Source organism: Citricoccus zhacaiensis (genome assembly GCF_014645315.1).
Lineage (GTDB): Bacteria > Actinomycetota > Actinomycetes > Actinomycetales > Micrococcaceae > Citricoccus > Citricoccus zhacaiensis.
Genome location: NZ_BMLQ01000002.1, coordinates 435,946 through 453,119, shown reverse-complemented (window position 1 = coordinate 453,119; position 17,174 = coordinate 435,946). Strand labels below are relative to the sequence as shown.

Annotated in this window: 16 protein-coding genes and 1 tRNA gene; 7 read left to right on the top strand and 10 right to left on the bottom strand. The window is 70.1% G+C overall.

The genetic code is table 11. The features are described 5' to 3' along the window. Positions 1 to 144: 144 nt before the first annotated feature. Complete coding sequence (locus IEX49_RS05495) at positions 145 to 1,413, top strand: DUF445 domain-containing protein (protein ID WP_188804943.1); 1,269 nt, start codon at positions 145 to 147, stop codon at positions 1,411 to 1,413. A 20-nt stretch (positions 1,414 to 1,433) separates the two neighbouring features. On the opposite strand, the gene IEX49_RS05490 is transcribed toward IEX49_RS05495, so the two are convergent. The 4 genes from IEX49_RS05490 to IEX49_RS05475 all read right to left on the bottom strand — a co-directional run bounded on the left by IEX49_RS05490 (position 1,434) and on the right by IEX49_RS05475 (position 5,094). Then, positions 1,434 to 2,468 (bottom strand): hypothetical protein, encoded by a 1,035-nt coding sequence (locus IEX49_RS05490; RefSeq protein ID WP_188804941.1) that lies wholly within the window; start codon positions 2,466 to 2,468, stop codon positions 1,434 to 1,436. Positions 2,469 to 2,508: 40 nt separating this feature from the next. Next, complete coding sequence (locus IEX49_RS05485) at positions 2,509 to 3,228, bottom strand: alpha/beta hydrolase (protein ID WP_229672266.1); 720 nt, start codon at positions 3,226 to 3,228, stop codon at positions 2,509 to 2,511. A gap of 7 nt (positions 3,229 to 3,235) precedes the next feature. Continuing rightward, the gene (locus IEX49_RS05480; protein WP_188804939.1) at positions 3,236 to 4,618 is read right to left on the bottom strand and encodes an endonuclease/exonuclease/phosphatase family protein; all 1,383 of its coding nucleotides are present in this window, start codon (positions 4,616 to 4,618) and stop codon (positions 3,236 to 3,238) included. A 400-nt stretch (positions 4,619 to 5,018) separates the two neighbouring features. Then, positions 5,019 to 5,094: transfer RNA gene (locus IEX49_RS05475), tRNA-Lys, on the bottom strand. Positions 5,095 to 5,301: 207 nt separating this feature from the next. Here IEX49_RS05475 and IEX49_RS05470 point away from each other — a divergent pair. The 3 genes from IEX49_RS05470 to IEX49_RS05460 all read left to right on the top strand — a co-directional run bounded on the left by IEX49_RS05470 (position 5,302) and on the right by IEX49_RS05460 (position 7,806). After that, complete coding sequence (locus IEX49_RS05470) at positions 5,302 to 5,976, top strand: hypothetical protein (RefSeq protein ID WP_188804937.1); 675 nt, start codon at positions 5,302 to 5,304, stop codon at positions 5,974 to 5,976. A 178-nt stretch (positions 5,977 to 6,154) separates the two neighbouring features. Continuing rightward, positions 6,155 to 6,781 carry a hypothetical protein gene (locus IEX49_RS05465; RefSeq protein WP_188804936.1) on the top strand — a complete coding sequence of 209 codons (627 nt, stop codon included), beginning with the start codon at positions 6,155 to 6,157 and terminating at the stop codon, positions 6,779 to 6,781. Positions 6,782 to 6,786: 5 nt separating this feature from the next. Beyond that, the gene (locus IEX49_RS05460; protein WP_188804934.1) at positions 6,787 to 7,806 is read left to right on the top strand and encodes an inorganic phosphate transporter; all 1,020 of its coding nucleotides are present in this window, start codon (positions 6,787 to 6,789) and stop codon (positions 7,804 to 7,806) included. Between the two features lie 36 nt (positions 7,807 to 7,842). Here IEX49_RS05460 and pstB read toward each other — a convergent pair whose 3' ends face one another. From pstB to pstS, 4 genes are all read right to left on the bottom strand, one after another. Beyond that, positions 7,843 to 8,622 carry a phosphate ABC transporter ATP-binding protein PstB gene (gene pstB / locus IEX49_RS05455; RefSeq protein WP_188804931.1) on the bottom strand — a complete coding sequence of 260 codons (780 nt, stop codon included), beginning with the start codon at positions 8,620 to 8,622 and terminating at the stop codon, positions 7,843 to 7,845. A gap of 32 nt (positions 8,623 to 8,654) precedes the next feature. Then, positions 8,655 to 9,839, bottom strand: a complete 1,185-nt coding sequence (gene pstA, locus IEX49_RS05450) for a phosphate ABC transporter permease PstA (RefSeq protein WP_188804929.1) — start codon at positions 9,837 to 9,839, stop codon at positions 8,655 to 8,657. Then, complete coding sequence (gene pstC / locus IEX49_RS05445; protein WP_188804927.1) at positions 9,839 to 10,807, bottom strand: phosphate ABC transporter permease subunit PstC; 969 nt, start codon at positions 10,805 to 10,807, stop codon at positions 9,839 to 9,841. The genes pstA and pstC overlap by 1 nt, the downstream gene beginning before the upstream one ends. Before the next feature lie 150 nt (positions 10,808 to 10,957). Next, positions 10,958 to 12,061, bottom strand: a complete 1,104-nt coding sequence (pstS, locus tag IEX49_RS05440) for a phosphate ABC transporter substrate-binding protein PstS (protein ID WP_188804925.1) — start codon at positions 12,059 to 12,061, stop codon at positions 10,958 to 10,960. A gap of 395 nt (positions 12,062 to 12,456) precedes the next feature. Between pstS and IEX49_RS05435 the strand changes: the two genes are divergently transcribed. Together IEX49_RS05435 and radA are read left to right on the top strand one after the other, a co-directional pair. After that, the gene (locus IEX49_RS05435; protein WP_188804923.1) at positions 12,457 to 13,629 is read left to right on the top strand and encodes an FUSC family protein; all 1,173 of its coding nucleotides are present in this window, start codon (positions 12,457 to 12,459) and stop codon (positions 13,627 to 13,629) included. Between the two features lie 71 nt (positions 13,630 to 13,700). Next, entirely contained in the window at positions 13,701 to 15,101 is a 1,401-nt protein-coding gene (gene radA, locus IEX49_RS05430) for a DNA repair protein RadA (protein WP_188804921.1), read from the top strand. Between the two features lie 38 nt (positions 15,102 to 15,139). Here the strand turns inward: radA and IEX49_RS05425 are convergent, their stop codons facing one another. Beyond that, entirely contained in the window at positions 15,140 to 15,859 is a 720-nt protein-coding gene (locus IEX49_RS05425; protein WP_188804919.1) for a hypothetical protein, read from the bottom strand. A gap of 78 nt (positions 15,860 to 15,937) precedes the next feature. Between IEX49_RS05425 and IEX49_RS05420 the strand changes: the two genes are divergently transcribed. After that, the gene (locus IEX49_RS05420) at positions 15,938 to 16,858 is read left to right on the top strand and encodes an iron-sulfur binding domain-containing protein (RefSeq protein ID WP_188804917.1); all 921 of its coding nucleotides are present in this window, start codon (positions 15,938 to 15,940) and stop codon (positions 16,856 to 16,858) included. A 77-nt stretch (positions 16,859 to 16,935) separates the two neighbouring features. On the opposite strand, the gene IEX49_RS05415 is transcribed toward IEX49_RS05420, so the two are convergent. Beyond that, positions 16,936 to 17,133 (bottom strand): CsbD family protein, encoded by a 198-nt coding sequence (locus tag IEX49_RS05415; RefSeq protein WP_188804915.1) that lies wholly within the window; start codon positions 17,131 to 17,133, stop codon positions 16,936 to 16,938. Positions 17,134 to 17,174: the final 41 nt, after the last annotated feature.

Genomic DNA, 17,174 nt, shown 5'->3' with positions numbered 1-17,174 from the left:
GCGTCGGTAGGGTGCGGGGTGGTGCCGGGGCTCGGGGTGTCGGACACGCCCCCAAGGGTACGGGCCCTGCACCGTGGCCACCGCCGGCGGCAGGCGACGGGCTGGTTAACTTGTGCTGACACTTTGATCCCGGCCGGAGGACCCATGGAGAACCAGATGCCCGACGCCGGCCCCTCCGAGGCCCAGCGCGCCTCCGCCCTGCGCCGGATGAAGGCGGTGGCCACGGGCGTCCTGGTGCTGCTGGCGGTGGTCTTCGTGGTGTCCTTCGCCCTGCAGGACGACTACCCGTGGCTGCGGTACGTCCGGGCCGCCGCCGAGGGCGGCATGGTGGGCGCCATCGCCGACTGGTTCGCGGTCACCGCCCTGTTCCGGCACCCGATGGGCCTGAAGATCCCGCACACGGCCATCATCCCGCGCAAGAAGGACACCATCGGGGAATCCCTGGGAGCCTTCGTGCAGGAGAACTTCCTGGACGGGGAGGTGGCCCGGGAGAAGCTCGCCGGACTGAAACTCGCCGGCCGCACCGGGGCCTGGCTCCGCCAGCGCCCGCATGCGGAGCGGGTGGCGGCGGAGGTCTCCGCCTCCGCCGAGCGGATCCTGGACGCCATGGACGATGTCCTGGTGCGGGACCTGGTGGCCAACCTGGCTCAGAAGCACATGATCGAGCCCGATTGGGCGCCCACCCTGTCGGAGGTCCTGGGCAAGGTGACCGCCGAGCGCCACCATGACCAGGTGGTGGACCTGGTGGTGTCCCGGACCGGGGACTGGATCACCCGGCACCCCGAGTTCTTCCTGAACAGCGTGCGGCAACGCTCCCCGCAGTGGGTGCCGGGCGTCGTCGACCAATTGCTGGCCGAACGGATCCATGCCGAGGCCCTGAAGTACCTTGCTGCCGTGCGGGAGGATCCGGACCACGAGCTGCGCCGCTCGGTGGACGACTGGCTCGCGGACCTGGTGACCGACCTGCACCGGGACCCGGCGACCAGGGCGAAGGTGGAGCAGGCCAAGAGGGAGCTGTTCAACGATCCACGCATGCGGGAGTGGGCCGAGCGGGCCTGGGCCACGACGAAGTCCGCGCTGCTGGCCCAGTTGCGGGACCCCGGCTCAGACCTGCACCTGGCCCTGGTGGCCGCCCTGCAGGACCTCGGCGTCCGGCTCGAGGAGGACCCGGCGCTGGCGGACCGCGTGGACGGCTGGGCCTCCGACGGCGCCCAGCATCTGGCCCGCCGCTACGGGCCGGAGCTGGTGGGGATCTTCGGCGAGACCATCCAACGCTGGGACGGCCGGCAGGCCTCCCGCACCATCGAGCTCTACCTCGGCCGGGACCTGCAGTTCATCCGGATCAACGGCTCCATCGTCGGTGCCCTGGCCGGCCTGGCGATCTACACGGTCGCCACCCTGGCCTTCGGCTAACCGTGACCGACCGGGGTGGCTCACTGCCCGCGCGTGCGGTTCCGGCGGTGTTCGGCGCGGGCGGCCTCGACGTCGGCCGCGAACCCGGCCGGGTCCTCCGCCCTCAGGGCGTCCAGGGTGCCGTCCGCCCGCAGTGCCTCGATGTCCGCGCGCACGCCCTCCTCCAGCAGGGCCACCAGCTCCGGATCCGTCCCGGCGTCCTCCGAATCCGCGTCCGCTCCTGCCGTCACGTCGCCCGCTCCCCGGGCACCGGCGGCGGAGTGCTTGGCCTTCTTCCCGGCCGGCAGGGCCTGGAGGTCCGTCACCAACCGCCCGGGCAGTGATGCCGGCAGCGGCCCGAAGATGTTCTGGGCGGCCTTGATGACGCTCTTGCCCATGGCCCGGTTGCCGACGCCGCCGATCACGGCGCCCACCCCGAACGGCACCAGTCGGCCGAGCATGCCGGCACCCTGCCGGACGATGAACTTCTTCATGAACATGCGCTTCATCTGCTGGAACAGCACATCGGAGATGCCGGACGTCCCGGAGATGGCAGCCACCGCGCCTGCCAGCGGGCCGGACCCGGAGCCGTTCGCCTGGCTGGTGAAGTCCCGCAGGAGCTTGCGGCCGTCGTCGCCGAGCATCACGGCCATGACCAGGGTCTGTGCGCGCTGTGGGTCTTCAGTGGTCACGCCCATCAGCTCCGCCACGGACTGGGCGTACAGGGCCGTGGTCTCGAGGAAACCGATGGTGGCCGCGGCGGAGAGGCCCAGGGCGGCGGCCGTGCCGACCCCCGGCACCACGGCGGTACCCCCGACGGCGGCCCCGCCCCCGGTGACGGCGGTCAGGTACTGCTTGCCCAGGCGCTCGGCGAGGTGGGCGGGCGTCTCGTCCGGATGCGACCGGCGCAGGCGGTTGAGGTTGCGCAGCACCAATGGGCGCTGGACCTCCACGGCCCGGAGCACGATCTTCTGGAAGGCCGGCGTCGGGTTACCGTGCGGGTCCACGGCCCGGTTCAGGGCGAAATCGGTCGCCTTCTGCCCGGCGACCGTCGAGATGATCGATTTCTTTGCCATGGTGGTGGCCTCCTGGAGCTGGTGGATCCTACCGACGACGCTACCGGAGCGCGTGCTTCAGGAAGATCCGGACGTCCCGGGCCTCCTCGGCGCTCATCCCATGCCCCATGCCCTCATAGGTGCGGGCCGTGAGCCGGGTGTTGGCGTCCAGCCAGTCGGCCGTGTACGCGATGGCGTCCGGGTTGATGACGAGATCCTCCACGTCCCGGCCCCAGAAGAAGGGCCTGGGCCCCGGCCCCTCCGGGGGCGAGTCCAGGGTCTCCAGCAACGGGTTGGAGAGCACGAAGCCGCTGAGGCCCACCACGCAGGTGAAGGCCTCCGGACGGAGCCGGTACACCGTGGAGGCCATGGCCATCCCCTGGGAGTGACCGAGCACCGAGACCGTCCGGAATCCGCTCCGGGTGACCTCCTCGGCGTCCAGCAGGTCGAAGACGCGATGGGCAGCCGCCACCACCTCGGCGAAGTCGTTCGTCAGGAAGTAGTCCAGGAGGAACCAGCCCCAGGCGCCCGGATCGGGTCCCGGACCGGACCCGGCGCCGTCCGTGCCCTCCATGACCGGTGCGGCGCCGGCGTCGATCTCGAACCCGCCGCGCACGGCCAGGCCCGTGGCGTTCTCGGGAAGCATGCCGAAGTAGGCCTGGGCGGCCCGGACCTCATTGGCCCCGTAGCCGTGGATGACCAGCACGAGGTCCGTGCCGTGGCGCTGGGACTCAGGCCGTGACCAGACCACGTGGTGGCCGGTGGACAGGGTCTCTCTCACGCGGCCGTCAGTCGCTTTCGGAGCCGAGGTCGAGGTCGGTCCAGACCAGACGGTGCTCGCTCGGGGTCGTGTCGTTGGACTCGCCCGGTTCGCCACCCGGAGCGTTGGCCCGGGTCAGGTGCGAGCCCAGTTGGCCGGACTGGGGCCAGAAGACACCGGACGCCGCGGTGGTCAGGGACGAGGACGGCAGCAGGTAGTCCGACCGAGCCACCGTCCAGTCGCCGCCCTCACGGCCCACCACCTCGGTGGCCATCGGATGCTCGTCCTCGGTGAGCGCCTGGGCGCCGCGCGAGGTGGGTTCGGGATCGTGGATGACCTCCGACTCCAGCAGGCCGGCGATGACGGAGGGATGCTCCTCCTCGTCCAGGGCGGTGCCGGTCAGCGGGCCGAACTCGCCGGCCAGAATGAAGGATTCGCCCTCGTCCAACCCGCCGGGTCGGCCCTCGTCGTCCACGATGTAGCCGGAGTCGGCCGGGTCCCCGGAGACGTAGTCCGCCCACAGCCTCATCTCATCGTGGTGGCGCTCCGCCCCGGCGAGGCCGTCGCCGGCACCACTCGGCTGGGCCGCCAGCACGTGCACGGTCTGGTCGCCGACCTGGACGGGGATGTCCCAGTGCGAGGTGGACGAGAGACGCAGGACGGACCGCTCGAGATCGGTGAAGGTGTCCTCCGGGATGGCGTTGCCCGGCATGGAATCCCACGGCAGTTCCCGGAAGGTGCGGATGCCCTCCGTGTCCAGGGGATGCTTGGAATACAGCACCATGCCGTGCTGGCCCGCGAACTCGCCCGGGCCGAAGGTGTCCCCGGGCCCGCCGATGATGCCGTCGTTGTCCAGGTCTGCCCCGGTGTCCACGCCGTTGTTGACCTCGGCCACGTACATGTACGGGTAGTCGATACCCTGCTGGCCACCGGTCCCGACGGCCAGGTAATTCGTCCGGAAGGACTGGGCGAACTCCTCGCCTCCGTCCACGTCCACGTCCGTCAGCAGCACGAGGTCCGGCGCGGCCCGCTGGACGGTCTCGGCCACCTGTTGACCCTGCTCATCTCCGGGAGTGGAGAGATCCTCGGTCAGCTCCCCGAGGGCAGACCGGCTCAGCCCGGCCGAGAAGGTGGCCACGCGCAGGTTCTCCGGGGCGGCGGAGGGCACCTGCCCCTCCTTGATCCACAGCATCTGCCGCAGCAGGTCGGGATTCTCGGGAAGGGCGTCGTTGAAGTCGAAGGAGGCCACGCGCTGTGCGGGCGCCACCGAGGTGAGCGCCACAGGTGTTTGCTGGACGGCCGGAGCGGCCGTCGCCACGGGTGCGGCAAGCAGCGCCGCCGCGGCGGCTGCAGGCACAAGGGCACCGCCAAGCACCATGCGCCGGCGGAGCACCCGGGGGAAAGCACTCATGCGCACCACCCTAGGCACGGACACTGCTCCGGCGGTAGGGCCTCCCCCAGCCCGGATCGCCAGGTCACGGCACCGACCGGGCGGTGGCCACAGCCGACGGAACGACCCCAAAACCGCGAGGACAGCGCGTGTCGCGGCCACTATCTCGAGAGTGGTTCGGCGGTCACAACCCTCATTTGCACCGCAGAGCTCGTCATTCGGTTATCAAATCTTGATCTTGGCGCTGCCACCGAGACATCTCTGAAATATTCAAGCGATCGACCGGGATGCTGGGGTCCGAAAGGACGGGAGGTGGCGGGAACTGGCAGCGTTGCGGCCGGGACGAGCAGCGTGCATTCTCTGGCACTGGGCACAGCAGCGGCCCCTGACCCGGCATGATGCCGGTTCAGGGGCCGTTGCGTGGTGGGCCCTGCGGGGATCGAACCCGCGACCCGCGGATTAAAAGTCCGATGCTCTGCCAACTGAGCTAAAGGCCCTGGCCAGCCGGTGACCGCGTCCCATGCTAGCGGACGGCGGCCCCCAGTCGGCGATCGCTCGGCCGGAGTCCCGGGACGCGACCCTGCCGCCGGCGAAGGCGTACCGTGGAGTGGGTCCCCGGTGGCGCCGCCCGGTGCAGCATCACGCCCGCGCGGCACCGAGACCCCGAGCAGACACACCCCCATCCCCGGAAAGGTGGCCCTCCCGTGACGTCCTCCCGGAATCGTTCCGGCCGGTCCGCGAGCTCGACGGCGGCCGGCACCGTCCGCCATCACCGGCCCCGGCCGTTCGCCCCAGACCAATTCGCCGCCTTCCAGGGTGGTGCGGACCCTGCCGCCACCGCAGAGGGCGCGGCGTTGCTGGCCCGCGCCCTGGTCGACGGTGGCCGGTCCACCTCAGACCAGGCCGCGATCCGGCGGCTGGTCGGCCTGGTCGAGGAGGCCGGGATCGACACCGTGGCCCAGTGGTGGGCCGATGCCCCGGCGATCTCCCTGAGCGGTGTCCTCTGGCGGCTGTACGCCCTCCGCTCGGCGACGGTCCGCAACGGGGCCCAGTGGGCCGCCTGGTACCGGGCCGGCCACGAGGCACATGTGGCCCGCGCCGTGGCGGGGCCGGTGGAACCGCCCGGTGCCCGCGAACTGCAGCAGCTGACGACCGACATCCTCACCGGCGCCTTCACCGGCGACTTCGACGTGGCACTCGAGCGGGCCGCCGCCTACAGCCGGGTGGTCTGCCTGGGCCAGGCACATCACTCCGAGGCACTCGAGGCCGGTCAGCCGGCCCAGGCCGCCGTCCTGCTGCGCCAGGCCAAACGGCTCCTGGGCACCGCCGAGGAACTCGAGGAGGCGGCAGCCGCCTGGCGCCGCGGCACGCTCAATTGAGCCGATGGCTGACAACATCGGCGCCGGTGGACATTCCCTCCCCCGACCGCGCACACTGGATACCGGTGCCGGGCCGCGGTAACCCCGGGCTCCAATATTCTGCCGCTACGAGCGGCCACTCGCCGAGAGGCGTTCCCGGTCCGGCACTGCCCCCTCTCGCGGGATACCCTCTTCTTTGATGAACCTCTCACTGTCCTCCCTCCTCGCCCCGGACACCGCCAGCCTCGAACACCTCGCGGCCCTGGCGGATGGCCTGGGTGCCGCCGTGCACCAGGTCGCCCAGTTGATGGGCTCCTCCACGGCCGCCGCTGAGGAGGTCAGCACCCGGTTGTCTGAGATCGACAGCGAGTCCAGCGTCCGCCACATGGCCTTGCTCACCAGCCTGCGCAGCTCCTTCATCACACCCCTGCCGCGCCAAGACCTCTACCTGATGGCGGACGGGCTCAACAACGCCGTGGAGAAGGTCTGCAATGCCGGACTGCTCATCGTCTCCACCGAGCAGTACCGGCTGCCGGCCGAGGCCATGGACATCCTGGAGACCTTGGGGCGGCAGGCCGAGCTCCTCAAGGAGGCCACGGCACAGTTCCGGGCCCTCGACGCCCTCGAGGAGACCTGGATCCAGCTGCAGCGCAACTCAAAGCGCGCTGAGCGCGTCATGGTCGAATGGGTCTCCGGGATGACCGGTGACCTGCTGCAGCGCAACTACAACCGGCAGCGGGAGGCAGCGCACGCCGTGGATGCAGCCATCGTCGCCGTCCGTCAGATCACCGTCCACGTCGGCAGCGTCCTGGTCCAGGAATCCTGACAGACGTGTCCCCCCTCGTCCTGATCCTGCTGTGCCTCGTCTTCGCCCTCACGGTCGGATATGGGCTGCTCAATGGCATGCGGGACGCTCCCAACGCCATCGCCCTGCCCGTCCGCAGCCGTGCCCTCACTCCCGGGGCGGCCCTGCTCCTGGCCGCCGTGATGAACCTCGGCGGCGGCATCCTGTCCGGCGGCCTGCTGACCGCCGTGTGGCAGGAGCTCCCCCCGGCCATCCCCAGCGGCGGACCGGGCCTGCTCATGGCCGTCGTCGCCCTGGCCGTGGCGATCGCGTGGGGGTTGTTCGCCTGGCAGCGCGGCCTGCCCGTGTCCATGACGCATGCCCTCATCGCCGGCCTCGTCGGGGCCGGCGTGGCCTTGACCGTGACCGGTGACGCGTCCTTCGAGGGGATCTGGTCCCCCGGCTTGGTCACCGCGATGCTGGCGGGGCTGCTGCTGACCCCGTTGCTGGGGTGCTTCCTGTCCTGGATCCTCGTCACCCCGGCCACTTGGGTGGCCCGCGATGCCGCGCCCGGCACGGTCAACCACACCGCGCGCATGGGACTGTCGATCACCGGTGCCGCCAACGCGCTCGGCCACGGCGTGCAGTCCGGCCAGCGCATGACCTTCATGGTCGCCATCGCCCTGACCGCCATCGGCCGGCCCGATGCCATGGGCTGGTGGGTTCCGGTGGCAGCCGGCCTCGCCCTGGCCATCGGCACGCTGTTCGGCGGGTGGCGGGTGGCCCACACCCTCACGGAGAAGCTCGTGCACCTGGACCCGCTGCGCTCCGCGGTGGCCTCGACCGTGAGCGCCGGGCTGCTGTTCGTGGGCTCGTTCGCCCTCCACCTGCCGTTGTCCTCCACCCACGCCGCGGCGGCGACCATCCTCGGCGCGGGCCAGAACCAGCGCTACACCGCGGTCCGGTGGCAGCAGGTCCAGCGGGTGGTCGGCTACTGGCTCGTCACCTTGGTGGCGCCCGCGGCCGTGGCCCTCATCCTCGCTGCCGCCGCCAGCCCGCTGTTCTGAGGCGAGCCTGGCCTGGAATGCCCCGGCCGCCGTCGATCAGCCGAAGCGGCCGGAGACGTAGTCCTCGGTCTGCTTGTTGGCGGGGTTGTTGAAGATGACGGAGGTCTCGTCGTACTCGATGAGCTTGCCCGGCTTGCCGGTGCCGGCGATGTTGAAGAACGCCGTCTTGTCCGCCACGCGAGCAGCTTGCTGCATGTTGTGCGTCACGATCACCACGGTGAACTCGTTCTTCAGCTCGTTGATCAGGTCCTCGATCGCCAGGGTGGAGATCGGGTCCAGGGCGGAGCAGGGCTCGTCCATGAGGATCACGTCCGGCTCCACGGCGATGGAGCGGGCGATGCACAGACGCTGCTGCTGGCCACCGGACAGACCGGAACCGGGCTTGTCCAGCCGGTCCTTGACCTCGTTCCAGAGATTGGCACCGCGCAGGGACTTCTCCACGATCCCGTCCGCCTCCGAACGGGACATCCGGGCGCCGTTCAGCTTGTGGCCGGCCAGGATGTTGTCCCGGATGGACATGGTGGGGAACGGGTTCGGACGCTGGAAGACCATGCCGACCTGGGTGCGGACGGTGACCGGGTCCACGCCCGTGGCGTAGACGTCCTCGCCGTCCAGGAGCAGCCGCCCCTCGGCGCGCGCCCCGGGGAGTACCTCGTGCATGCGGTTGATCGTCCGCAGGAAGGTCGTCTTGCCGCAGCCCGAGGGGCCGATGAAGGCGGTGACGGACCGCGGTTCGATGTTGATGTTGACGCCTTCCACAGCCAGGAAATTGCCGTAGTAGACGTTGAGGTCAATGGCTTCGATGCGCTTTGACATGTGGATTCCTCTGTCTTTCGTCTCTGCTCGGCTTAGCGGCCGGTCTTCTTCGGCGCGAACGCCTTGGCGATGATGCGTGCGGCCAGGTTGAGCAGCATCACGATGACGATCAGGACCAGGGCCGCGGCCCAGGCACGGTCCGCCGAGGGCAGGCCGGCGGCCGGCGCGGTCGGGTTCATCAGCTGGCGGTAGATGAACACCGGCAGGGCCGTCATCCACTCACTGAACGGATTCCAGTTGGTCGCCGCCGCATAGCCCGCGGTCACCAGGATCGGTGCCGTCTCGCCGGTGACGCGGGCGATGGCCAGGGTGATGCCGGAGGCGATACCGGACATGGCCGTGGGGAGCACGACCTTGAAGATGGTCCGCCACTTGCGCACACCGAGGGCGTAGGACGCCTCCCGGAGTTCGTTCGGGACCACCCGGAGCATCTCTTCGGTGGAGCGGACCACCACGGGGATCATCAGCACGGACAGGGCGATGGCCGCCGTGAGGCCCATCTTGATCATCTGCACATGCCGAGGGGACTCCCCGATGAACGTGGTGATGAACAGTTCCACCACGGCGAATGCGAACAGGCCGGCCACGATCGAGGGGATGCCGGTCATGACGTCCACGAAGAACACGATGGAGCGGGAGAACCAGCCGCCCCGGCTGTACTCCACCAGGAAGATCGAGGTCAGCAGGCCGATCGGCACCGAGATGATCGTGGCCATCAGCGTGATCATCAGGGTGCCGGCCAGACCGTGCAGGAAGCCGCCCTGCAGGGAGGCGCCCTCATTCTGCGTCGCGATGTCATCCGCGCCGGTCACGCCGCCCATGTCCGTCCACAGCAACTGCGGATTGGCCAGGAGGGTGGGCAGACCGTTGGCGAACACGGTCCAGACCACGGAGACCAGCGGGATGAGTGCCAGGATGAAGGCGGCCCACACGAGGTTGCGCCAGATGCCGTCCGTGGCACGGCGCTTGTTCTCGATGGCGTAGGTGGTGACGTACATGCCGACGATGTAGAGGACCGCGGCGAAGATCAGCCAGCCGGTCCAGCTGAAGGACCCGCCGCCCAGCAGGGCCGTGAGGCCGGCGGCGAGGACCAGCGCACCGATGGCGACGGCGATCCAGGTCCAGCGCGGCATCTGGCCGGCGGTCAGGGAGTTCTTCCTGGTTCCGCCCGGCTGCGGGGCGGAACCCCGCTGGGTGGTGTCAGTTGAGGTGGTCATCAGTTCGCTCCCGAGAATTCCTTGTGCCGGTTGACGATCCAGCGCGCGATCATGTTGACCACGAGGGTGATGATGAACAGCATCAGGCCTGCTGCGATCAGCTCCGACTGGCGCATGCCGAAGGCCTCGGGGAAGTTCAGCGCGATCTCAGACGGGATGGTCGCGTTCCGACCTGAGGTGATGATGCTCCAGGAGAAGATGCCCGGGGAGAGCACCAGGGTGACGGCCATGGTCTCGCCGAGGGCTCGGCCCAGGCCCAGCATGATCGAGGAGATGATGCCGGCCCGGGCGAACGGGAAGACGGTCATCCTGATCATCTCCCAACGGGTGGCACCGAGAGCCAGGGCGGCCTCCTCGTGCAGCTTGGGGGTCTGGATGAAGATCTCGCGGCAGAGGGAGGTGATGATCGGCAGGATCATCACGGCCAGCACGATCGCGGACGTCAACAGGGCACGGCCGGTGTTGCCGGCATCCCCGCCGAACAGCGGGATCCAGCCCAGGTACTCGTGCAGCCACTTGTAGAGGGGCACCACGCCCCCGGCCAGCGTGGTCATGCCCCAGGCGCCGAAGACGACGGACGGGATGGCCGCCAGCAGGTCGATGACATAGCCGACCGGAGTCGCCACCGACTTGGGGGCGTAGTGCGAGATGTAGAGGGCGATCCCCACCGCCACCGGGGTGGCCAGCAGGATGGCGATGATCGAGGCGATCAGCGTGCCGGCCATGAGCGGCCAGACGTACTGCCAGAAGGTGTCCGCGCTCTCGATGCTCTCCTCGTCGGAGAAGACCTCCGGCCACAGGGCCGGCAGGGACTCCACCACCAGGAAGATCGCGACGAACGCCAGGACCATCAGGATGATGACGCCGGCCGCGAGGGCCAGGCCGGAGAAGACCTTGTCCCCTGCGGCGCCGCCGCGCGACGCCGTGAGCGACGACCTCTTCGCCGGCTCAGTGGCAGTTTCAGTCACGGTGACTCCCCTCGGAGTTCGTGGTGCGGACCCGGGGTCCACATCTCAGGAATGGATAGCGTGTAAAGCATGACACAGCCGCCGACCCTACTTGAGAGGGTCGGCGGCTGGGCCGAATGGCCGATCAGCACCGGCCGGAACCGGCGATGATCAACCCTGGACGGAGATGGCCTGGATGGACTCCAGAGCGGCGTCGCGGGTGGCGTCGGAGATCGGGGCGTTGCCGGCGGAGGCCTCGGCGGCAGCCTGGCCCTCCGCGGACACCACGTACTCGCCGAAGGCCTTGGCCGTGTCAGCGGTCTCCTGGTCCTGGTACTGGTTGCAGAAGATGTGGTAAGAGACCAGCACGATCGGGTAGACGCCGGCCTCGGTGGTGGTGCGGTCGAGCTCGACGGCACCGGCCTCGCCCGGCTCGGCCTTCTCGACGGCGGCGGCAGCAGCGTCGGCGGAGTACGGCACGTACTCCTCGCCGACCTGGACGGCCACGGTGCCGAGGTCGCCGATCTGGGAGGCATCGGCGTAGGTGATGGCACCGTCGGTGGACTGGGCCAGGGAGACCACACCGGAGGTCTGCTGGGCAGACTCGGCGGTGATCTCAGAGGGCCAGGTCTCGACGACGTCGTAGGTCCAGGACTCCGGAGCCGCTGCCGTCAGGTAGTCGGTGAAGTTCTCGGTGGTGCCGGAGTCATCGGCACGGTGCACCACGGTGATGGCGGTGTCCGGCAGCTCGGCATCCGGGTTCTGGTCAGCGATGGCCGGATCGTTCCAGGTGGTGATCTCACCGGTGAAGACCTGGGCGATGGTCTCGGCATCCATGTTGACCTCGTCGACGCCCTCGAGGTTGAAGGCGACGGCGACCGGGGAGATGTAGGACGGGACGTGGAAGACGCCCTCCGGGCCGCAGATCTCCTCGGCGGAGGCCATCTCCTCCTCGTCCATGGCGGCGTCGGAGCCGGCGAAGGAGTACTGGCCGGCCAGGAAGCCCTCGCGGCCGGAGCCGGAGCCCACCGGGTCGTACTGGACGGTCAGGTCCGGGTGGACCTCGGTGACACCATTGGTCCAGGCGGTCATGGCGGACTCCTGCGAGGAGGCGCCACCACCGATCAGGGTGCCCGAGACCTCGGCCGGGGCACCCGACTCGGAGCCGGCCGGAGCGGAGGACTCGGAGGAGCCACCGTTGCCGCCGCAGGCGGTCAGGGCCAGAGCGGCGACAGACAGGACGGCGGCGTAGCGCCCGATGCGAAGAGCCTTCACGAATATGCCTCTTTCGAGTTCGATGACAGTGCAGACGAGGCCGTCACCACTGCTTGTCCGAGTGGCAACTGACGAAGCAGGGCAGGGATGCCGATGGCCTCGATCCACCAGAAAGCTATGGGGGCAAGGTGACGCGAGGGTCGGTGCAAGATTAACGCGACCTTAACGAGGCCCCGGCACGGGAGGCGGCGCCGCCGCCCCGACGCGCGGGGAGGCCAGTAACGGCGCGGAAGTCGCCGACTTCTCCGGAGATTTCGTTGACGTCGTGAGTAATCTCACGCTGCCCTGGACACCGTCAGCGTCCCATCAGGACTCCTCGGCGGTCCCATGGCGACGGGTCCAAGCCCTGGCCTCTCGGTCCGCCGCGCCGGTCGGACCGGCCTAAGCTAGTCGGCATGGAGCAGCAGCCTCCGTCCGGCTCCTCCTGGACGAGAACGGTGACGAAATCACGGCAGTGGTGGGCCCGCACGTGGTCCTTCGCCACCCGCCGGGCACGCTCGGGCGCCTCCCGGGTCACCTCGGCGCTGGTTCCTGCGGCCGTGACCTCCCTGTGCGCCGTCCTGGCCTACGTCTTCGCCGAGCTCGTCCTGGGTCACCAAGATCCCCTGTTCGCCGCTACGGCAGCGCTGATCGCCCTCGGTTTCAACCGGGACCCGAAGGTGCGCAAGGTCCTCGAGGTGGCCATCGGCTGCACCCTGGGCATCCTCATCGGCGACCTGATGCAGGCCGTTCTGGGCCAGGGCTACTGGCAAGCCGTGCTGGTGGTCTACACCTCCATCCTCGTGGCCCGGTTCATCGACTCCGGGGCCACCTTTACGCTGCAGATGAGCCTGCAGTCCGTTCTGGTGGTGCTCCTGCCCGCCGCGCAGGGTGGGCCGTTCACGCGCAGCCAGGACGCCGTCGTCGGCGGTTTCATCGCCCTCCTGGTGACCCTGTTGATGCCGAAGGACCTGCGCAAGGAGGCCGCCACCGGCCTGCGGGACCTCTACGTGACGCTCACCCGTGCCCTGCGCGACTGCTCGGAGGCGCTGCGCTCCCACGAGTCCCGGACCGCGTGGATGGGCCTGGTGGCCTGCCGCGGCACCCAGACCGCCGTGGAGAACCTGCGCAAGGACGTCAAGAATGCCCGCGAGCTGGCCACCTTCTCCCCCACCAAACGGCGTGCACGTCCCGAACTGGACGAGACGGCCCACACCGTGGAGATGTCCGACCTGGCGGTGCGGAGCATGCGCATCGTCGCCCGCCGCGTCATCAGCGTGATCGACAACGGCGCCCTGGACGACGAGGGGACCGGGCTGCTGGCAGACTGGTTCGATGAGGCCGCGGACGCCGTCGGGATCCTGGGCCGGTCCCTGGGGGAGCCGGCGGCGGCCGGCCGGCACAAGTCACTCTCCGTGGCCCGGGGTGCCCTCGGCGGGGCGGCGGCGCGGCTCGATCCAGCCGAGCTGGGCGCCACCACACTGCACGCCGAGGCGCTCGTCATGCTGCTGCGCCCCATGATGGTGGACCTCATCGAGGCCACCGGCGCCTCCCACGACGAGGCCGTCGGGTACCTGCCGCGCCTCTGAACTCGGCGCTCAGCCGGCCTCTGGACTGGCCACTGAGGTAGCGTGTCCGCGCGCGGCACTAGCCTTGGTCCATGGCGACGAAGACCAGCAAACGAGCGAACCCCGGCTACCGCTGCAGCGAGTGCGGGTGGACCACCGCCAAGTGGGTGGGTCGGTGCGGGGAGTGCCAGGCCTGGGGCACGGTGACCGAGGCCGGCGCGGATGCCTCGTCCGGCCGGACCCCCGCCGCCACGGTGGCGACGCCGGCCGTGCCGATCGGTGAGATCGACGCCTCACAGGCCCGCTTCCACACCACCGGGGTGTCCGAACTGGATCGGGTGCTCGGCGGCGGACTGGTTCCGGGCGCGGTGGTGCTGATGGCCGGCGAGCCCGGCATCGGCAAGTCCACCCTGCTGCTGGACGTGGCCGCCAAGGTGGCCCGGCACCGCCGTCCGGAGGGGTCCACGCGGTCTGTCCTGTACGTGACCGGGGAGGAGTCCGCGGCCCAGGTGCGGTTGCGGGCCGACCGGATCGGCGCCGTCGCCGATACGCTCTTCCTGGCCGCCGAGACGGATCTCGGCCGGGCCCTGGGCCAGATCGAGAAGGCCGAGCCGGACCTGCTGATCGTGGACTCCGTCCAGACCCTGCAGTCCCAGTCCGTGGACGGCACCGCCGGAGGCGTCACCCAGGTGCGCGAGGTGGCGGCCAGCCTGATCAACGAGGCCAAGAGCCGGAACATGACCACCGTGCTCGTGGGACATGTGACCAAGGACGGTTCGATCGCCGGTCCCCGCCTGCTGGAGCACCTGGTGGACGTGGTCTGCCAGTTCGAGGGTGAACGGCACTCACGCCTGCGCCTGGTCCGGGCCGTGAAGAACCGCTATGGGCCGACGGACGAGGTCGGGTGCTTCGACTTGGGGGACGCCGGCATCGTCTCCCTGGAGGACCCCTCCGGGCTGTTCCTGTCCGGGACCCTGAACCCCGTGGAGGGCACCTGCGTGACGGTGACCCTGGAGGGCCGGCGGCCCCTGGTGGCAGAGGTCCAGTCCCTGCTGACGCCGTCCGGGCAGGGCAGCCCCCGCCGGACGGTCAGCGGGCTGGACTCGGCGCGGATCAACATGATCCTGGCCGTCCTGCAGCGCCGGGCCGGATTCCCCCTGAACCAGGACGACTGTTACGTGGCCACCGTGGGTGGGGTGCGGCTGACCGAGCCCGCGTCCGACCTGGCGGCCGCACTGGCCATCGCCAGCGCCAAGCTCAACGCCGTGGTGCCCAAGGGCCTGATCGCCTTCGGGGAACTGGGCCTGGCCGGGGAGGTTCGCCCCGTGCCCGGCATCGGGCGGCGCATCCGGGAGGCCGCCCGGTTGGGTTTCCGCCGCGCCGTGGTGCCGAAGTCCCCCGAACCGCTGGGTGAGTTGCCGGCCGGCGTGGCGGTGGCCGAGGTCCGCACGCTGACGGAGGCCCTGGAGACCATGAAGGACTGGGCCTCGTGAGCCCCCAGCCTTCTGGGCCCGCAGCCTTCTGACCGCGGTTACTGCAGGGTGAACGTCACCGGCTGGGCCTTGAGCTCCCCCAGGGACACCTCGAGGCGGTAGGTGCCGCTGCGGGGTTCCGAGGTGGTCTCGCCGCAGCCCTCGGCGGAGCGCACACGCGGCCAGGTGAACCGGGCACGCTCCTGCTCATCCGGGGAGATCTCCACCAGGGCGTCCTGGCCGTCCACCTGGCAGTCCTCCGTGGAGAAGATCCGGTCCGAGCCGGAGTACACGGTGAACACCTGCTGCGTGGTGCCGAGGTTCGCCTCGCAGGGCTCCTCACCCGTGTTGTCCACGCGCAACTCCAGGACCGGCTCCTCCCCTTCTCCGTAGGTCGGCTGGTCCGTCGCGGCGGAGATCACGATGTCCCCGGGCGGGCAATTGCCCGAGACCGCGGCCTCACCCGAGGCCGAGGGCTGGGCCGACGGGTCGTCTCCGGCCCCGTCGGTGGCACCGGATTCGGGCGCGGTTCCCATGGCGGACGCGGATGGCGAGGCCGCGTCCTCACCGGAGGATGTTGCGGCCACGCTCGGAGACGACGTCGGCGCGGGAGCGTCCTCGCCGCCGGCCGGCCGGAAGAGCGAGGTGAGCCACCAGACCAGCCCCACCACGATCGCCAGGACCACCACGAGCAGCACCAGGGCGACCAGCCGGCGACGGCGGTACACCGCGCTCGATTGCGGTCTCAGCAGGTCGTTGTTTCGGGGCTCACCGGGCATGCCCCCAGCCTAGGGACCGCGGTGGCCGGTCCCGGACTGGCCACGCCGACGATCGGCCGGCGCACTACAGTGGACAGCATGTCTGCGCCGGTGATCACGTCCACCCTTCACCACCGGGTCAACGACTGGTTCTCCGTCCACGCCCGGGATCTGCCGTGGCGTGACCCGGAGTGCAGCCCGTGGGGTGTCCTCGTCAGTGAGATCATGCTGCAGCAGACCCCCGTGGTGCGGGTGCTGCCCGTCTGGACGGCCTGGATGGAACGCTGGCCCACACCGCGGGACCTGGCCGCAGAGCCCCCGGGCGAGGTCATCCGCGCCTGGGGACGGCTGGGCTATCCACGCCGGGCCCTCCGACTCCAGGCTGCCGCAGCGGAGATCGCCGGCTCCCACGGGAACCGGGTGCCGGACCGTGCCGACCAGCTCCTCGCCTTGCCCGGCGTCGGCGCCTACACGGCCGCCGCCGTCGCCTGCTTCGCCTTCGATCAGCCCGAGGTGGTGGTGGACACCAACATCCGCCGGGCACACGCCAGGATGGTTTCCGGCCGCGCGCTGCCGGAGAAATCCCTGACCGCCGCCGAGATGGCCCTGGCCCGGGACCTCATGCCCGAGGATCCGGAGCAGGCCTGCCGGTGGAATGCAGCGGTGATGGAACTCGGGGCGCTGATCTGCACGGCCCGCTCCCCCCAGTGCGAGCTCTGCCCGGTGGCAGACCTCTGCGCCTGGCGAGCGGCCGGCATGCCGGAGCCGCACTACAAACCCACGGGCCAGGCCTGGGCCGGCACTGACCGCCAAGTGCGCGGCGCGGTGATGGCCCTGCTCCGGGAGCGCGGCTCGGTGACGCTCTCCGCCCTACCCACCCTCACGACGTCGGCCGGCACCCTGGGTGCGCATCGCCCCGGGGCCGCCCAGTATGAGCGGTGCGTGGACGGCCTGGTGTCAGACGGTCTGGCCGTCCGGCACGGCAACGGCCCGGAGGCCATGCTCAGCCTGCCTGGCTGAGGGCCCCCGGGCCGTCCGGTGCCGGAATCCACGGCCGACCTCTGGACGGCGAGCGGTGACTCCGGCGACTGCGTTGGTCAGGTGTTCTTGTTTCCGCCGAAGATGTCCTTGGCGGCGTCCTTGACGTCCTCGACCTTGTCCTTGATCCCGGCCTTGGCCTCATCGGCCCGGCCCTCGTTCTTCAGACGGTCGTTGTCCGTCACGTCGCCCAGACCCTGCTTGGCCTGGCCCTTGACCTCGTCGGCCTTGTTCTCAAAGCGATCTCCGGTACCCATGGTCTCCTCCTCGCTACGGTGAACGGCCGGCACCTGCCGAC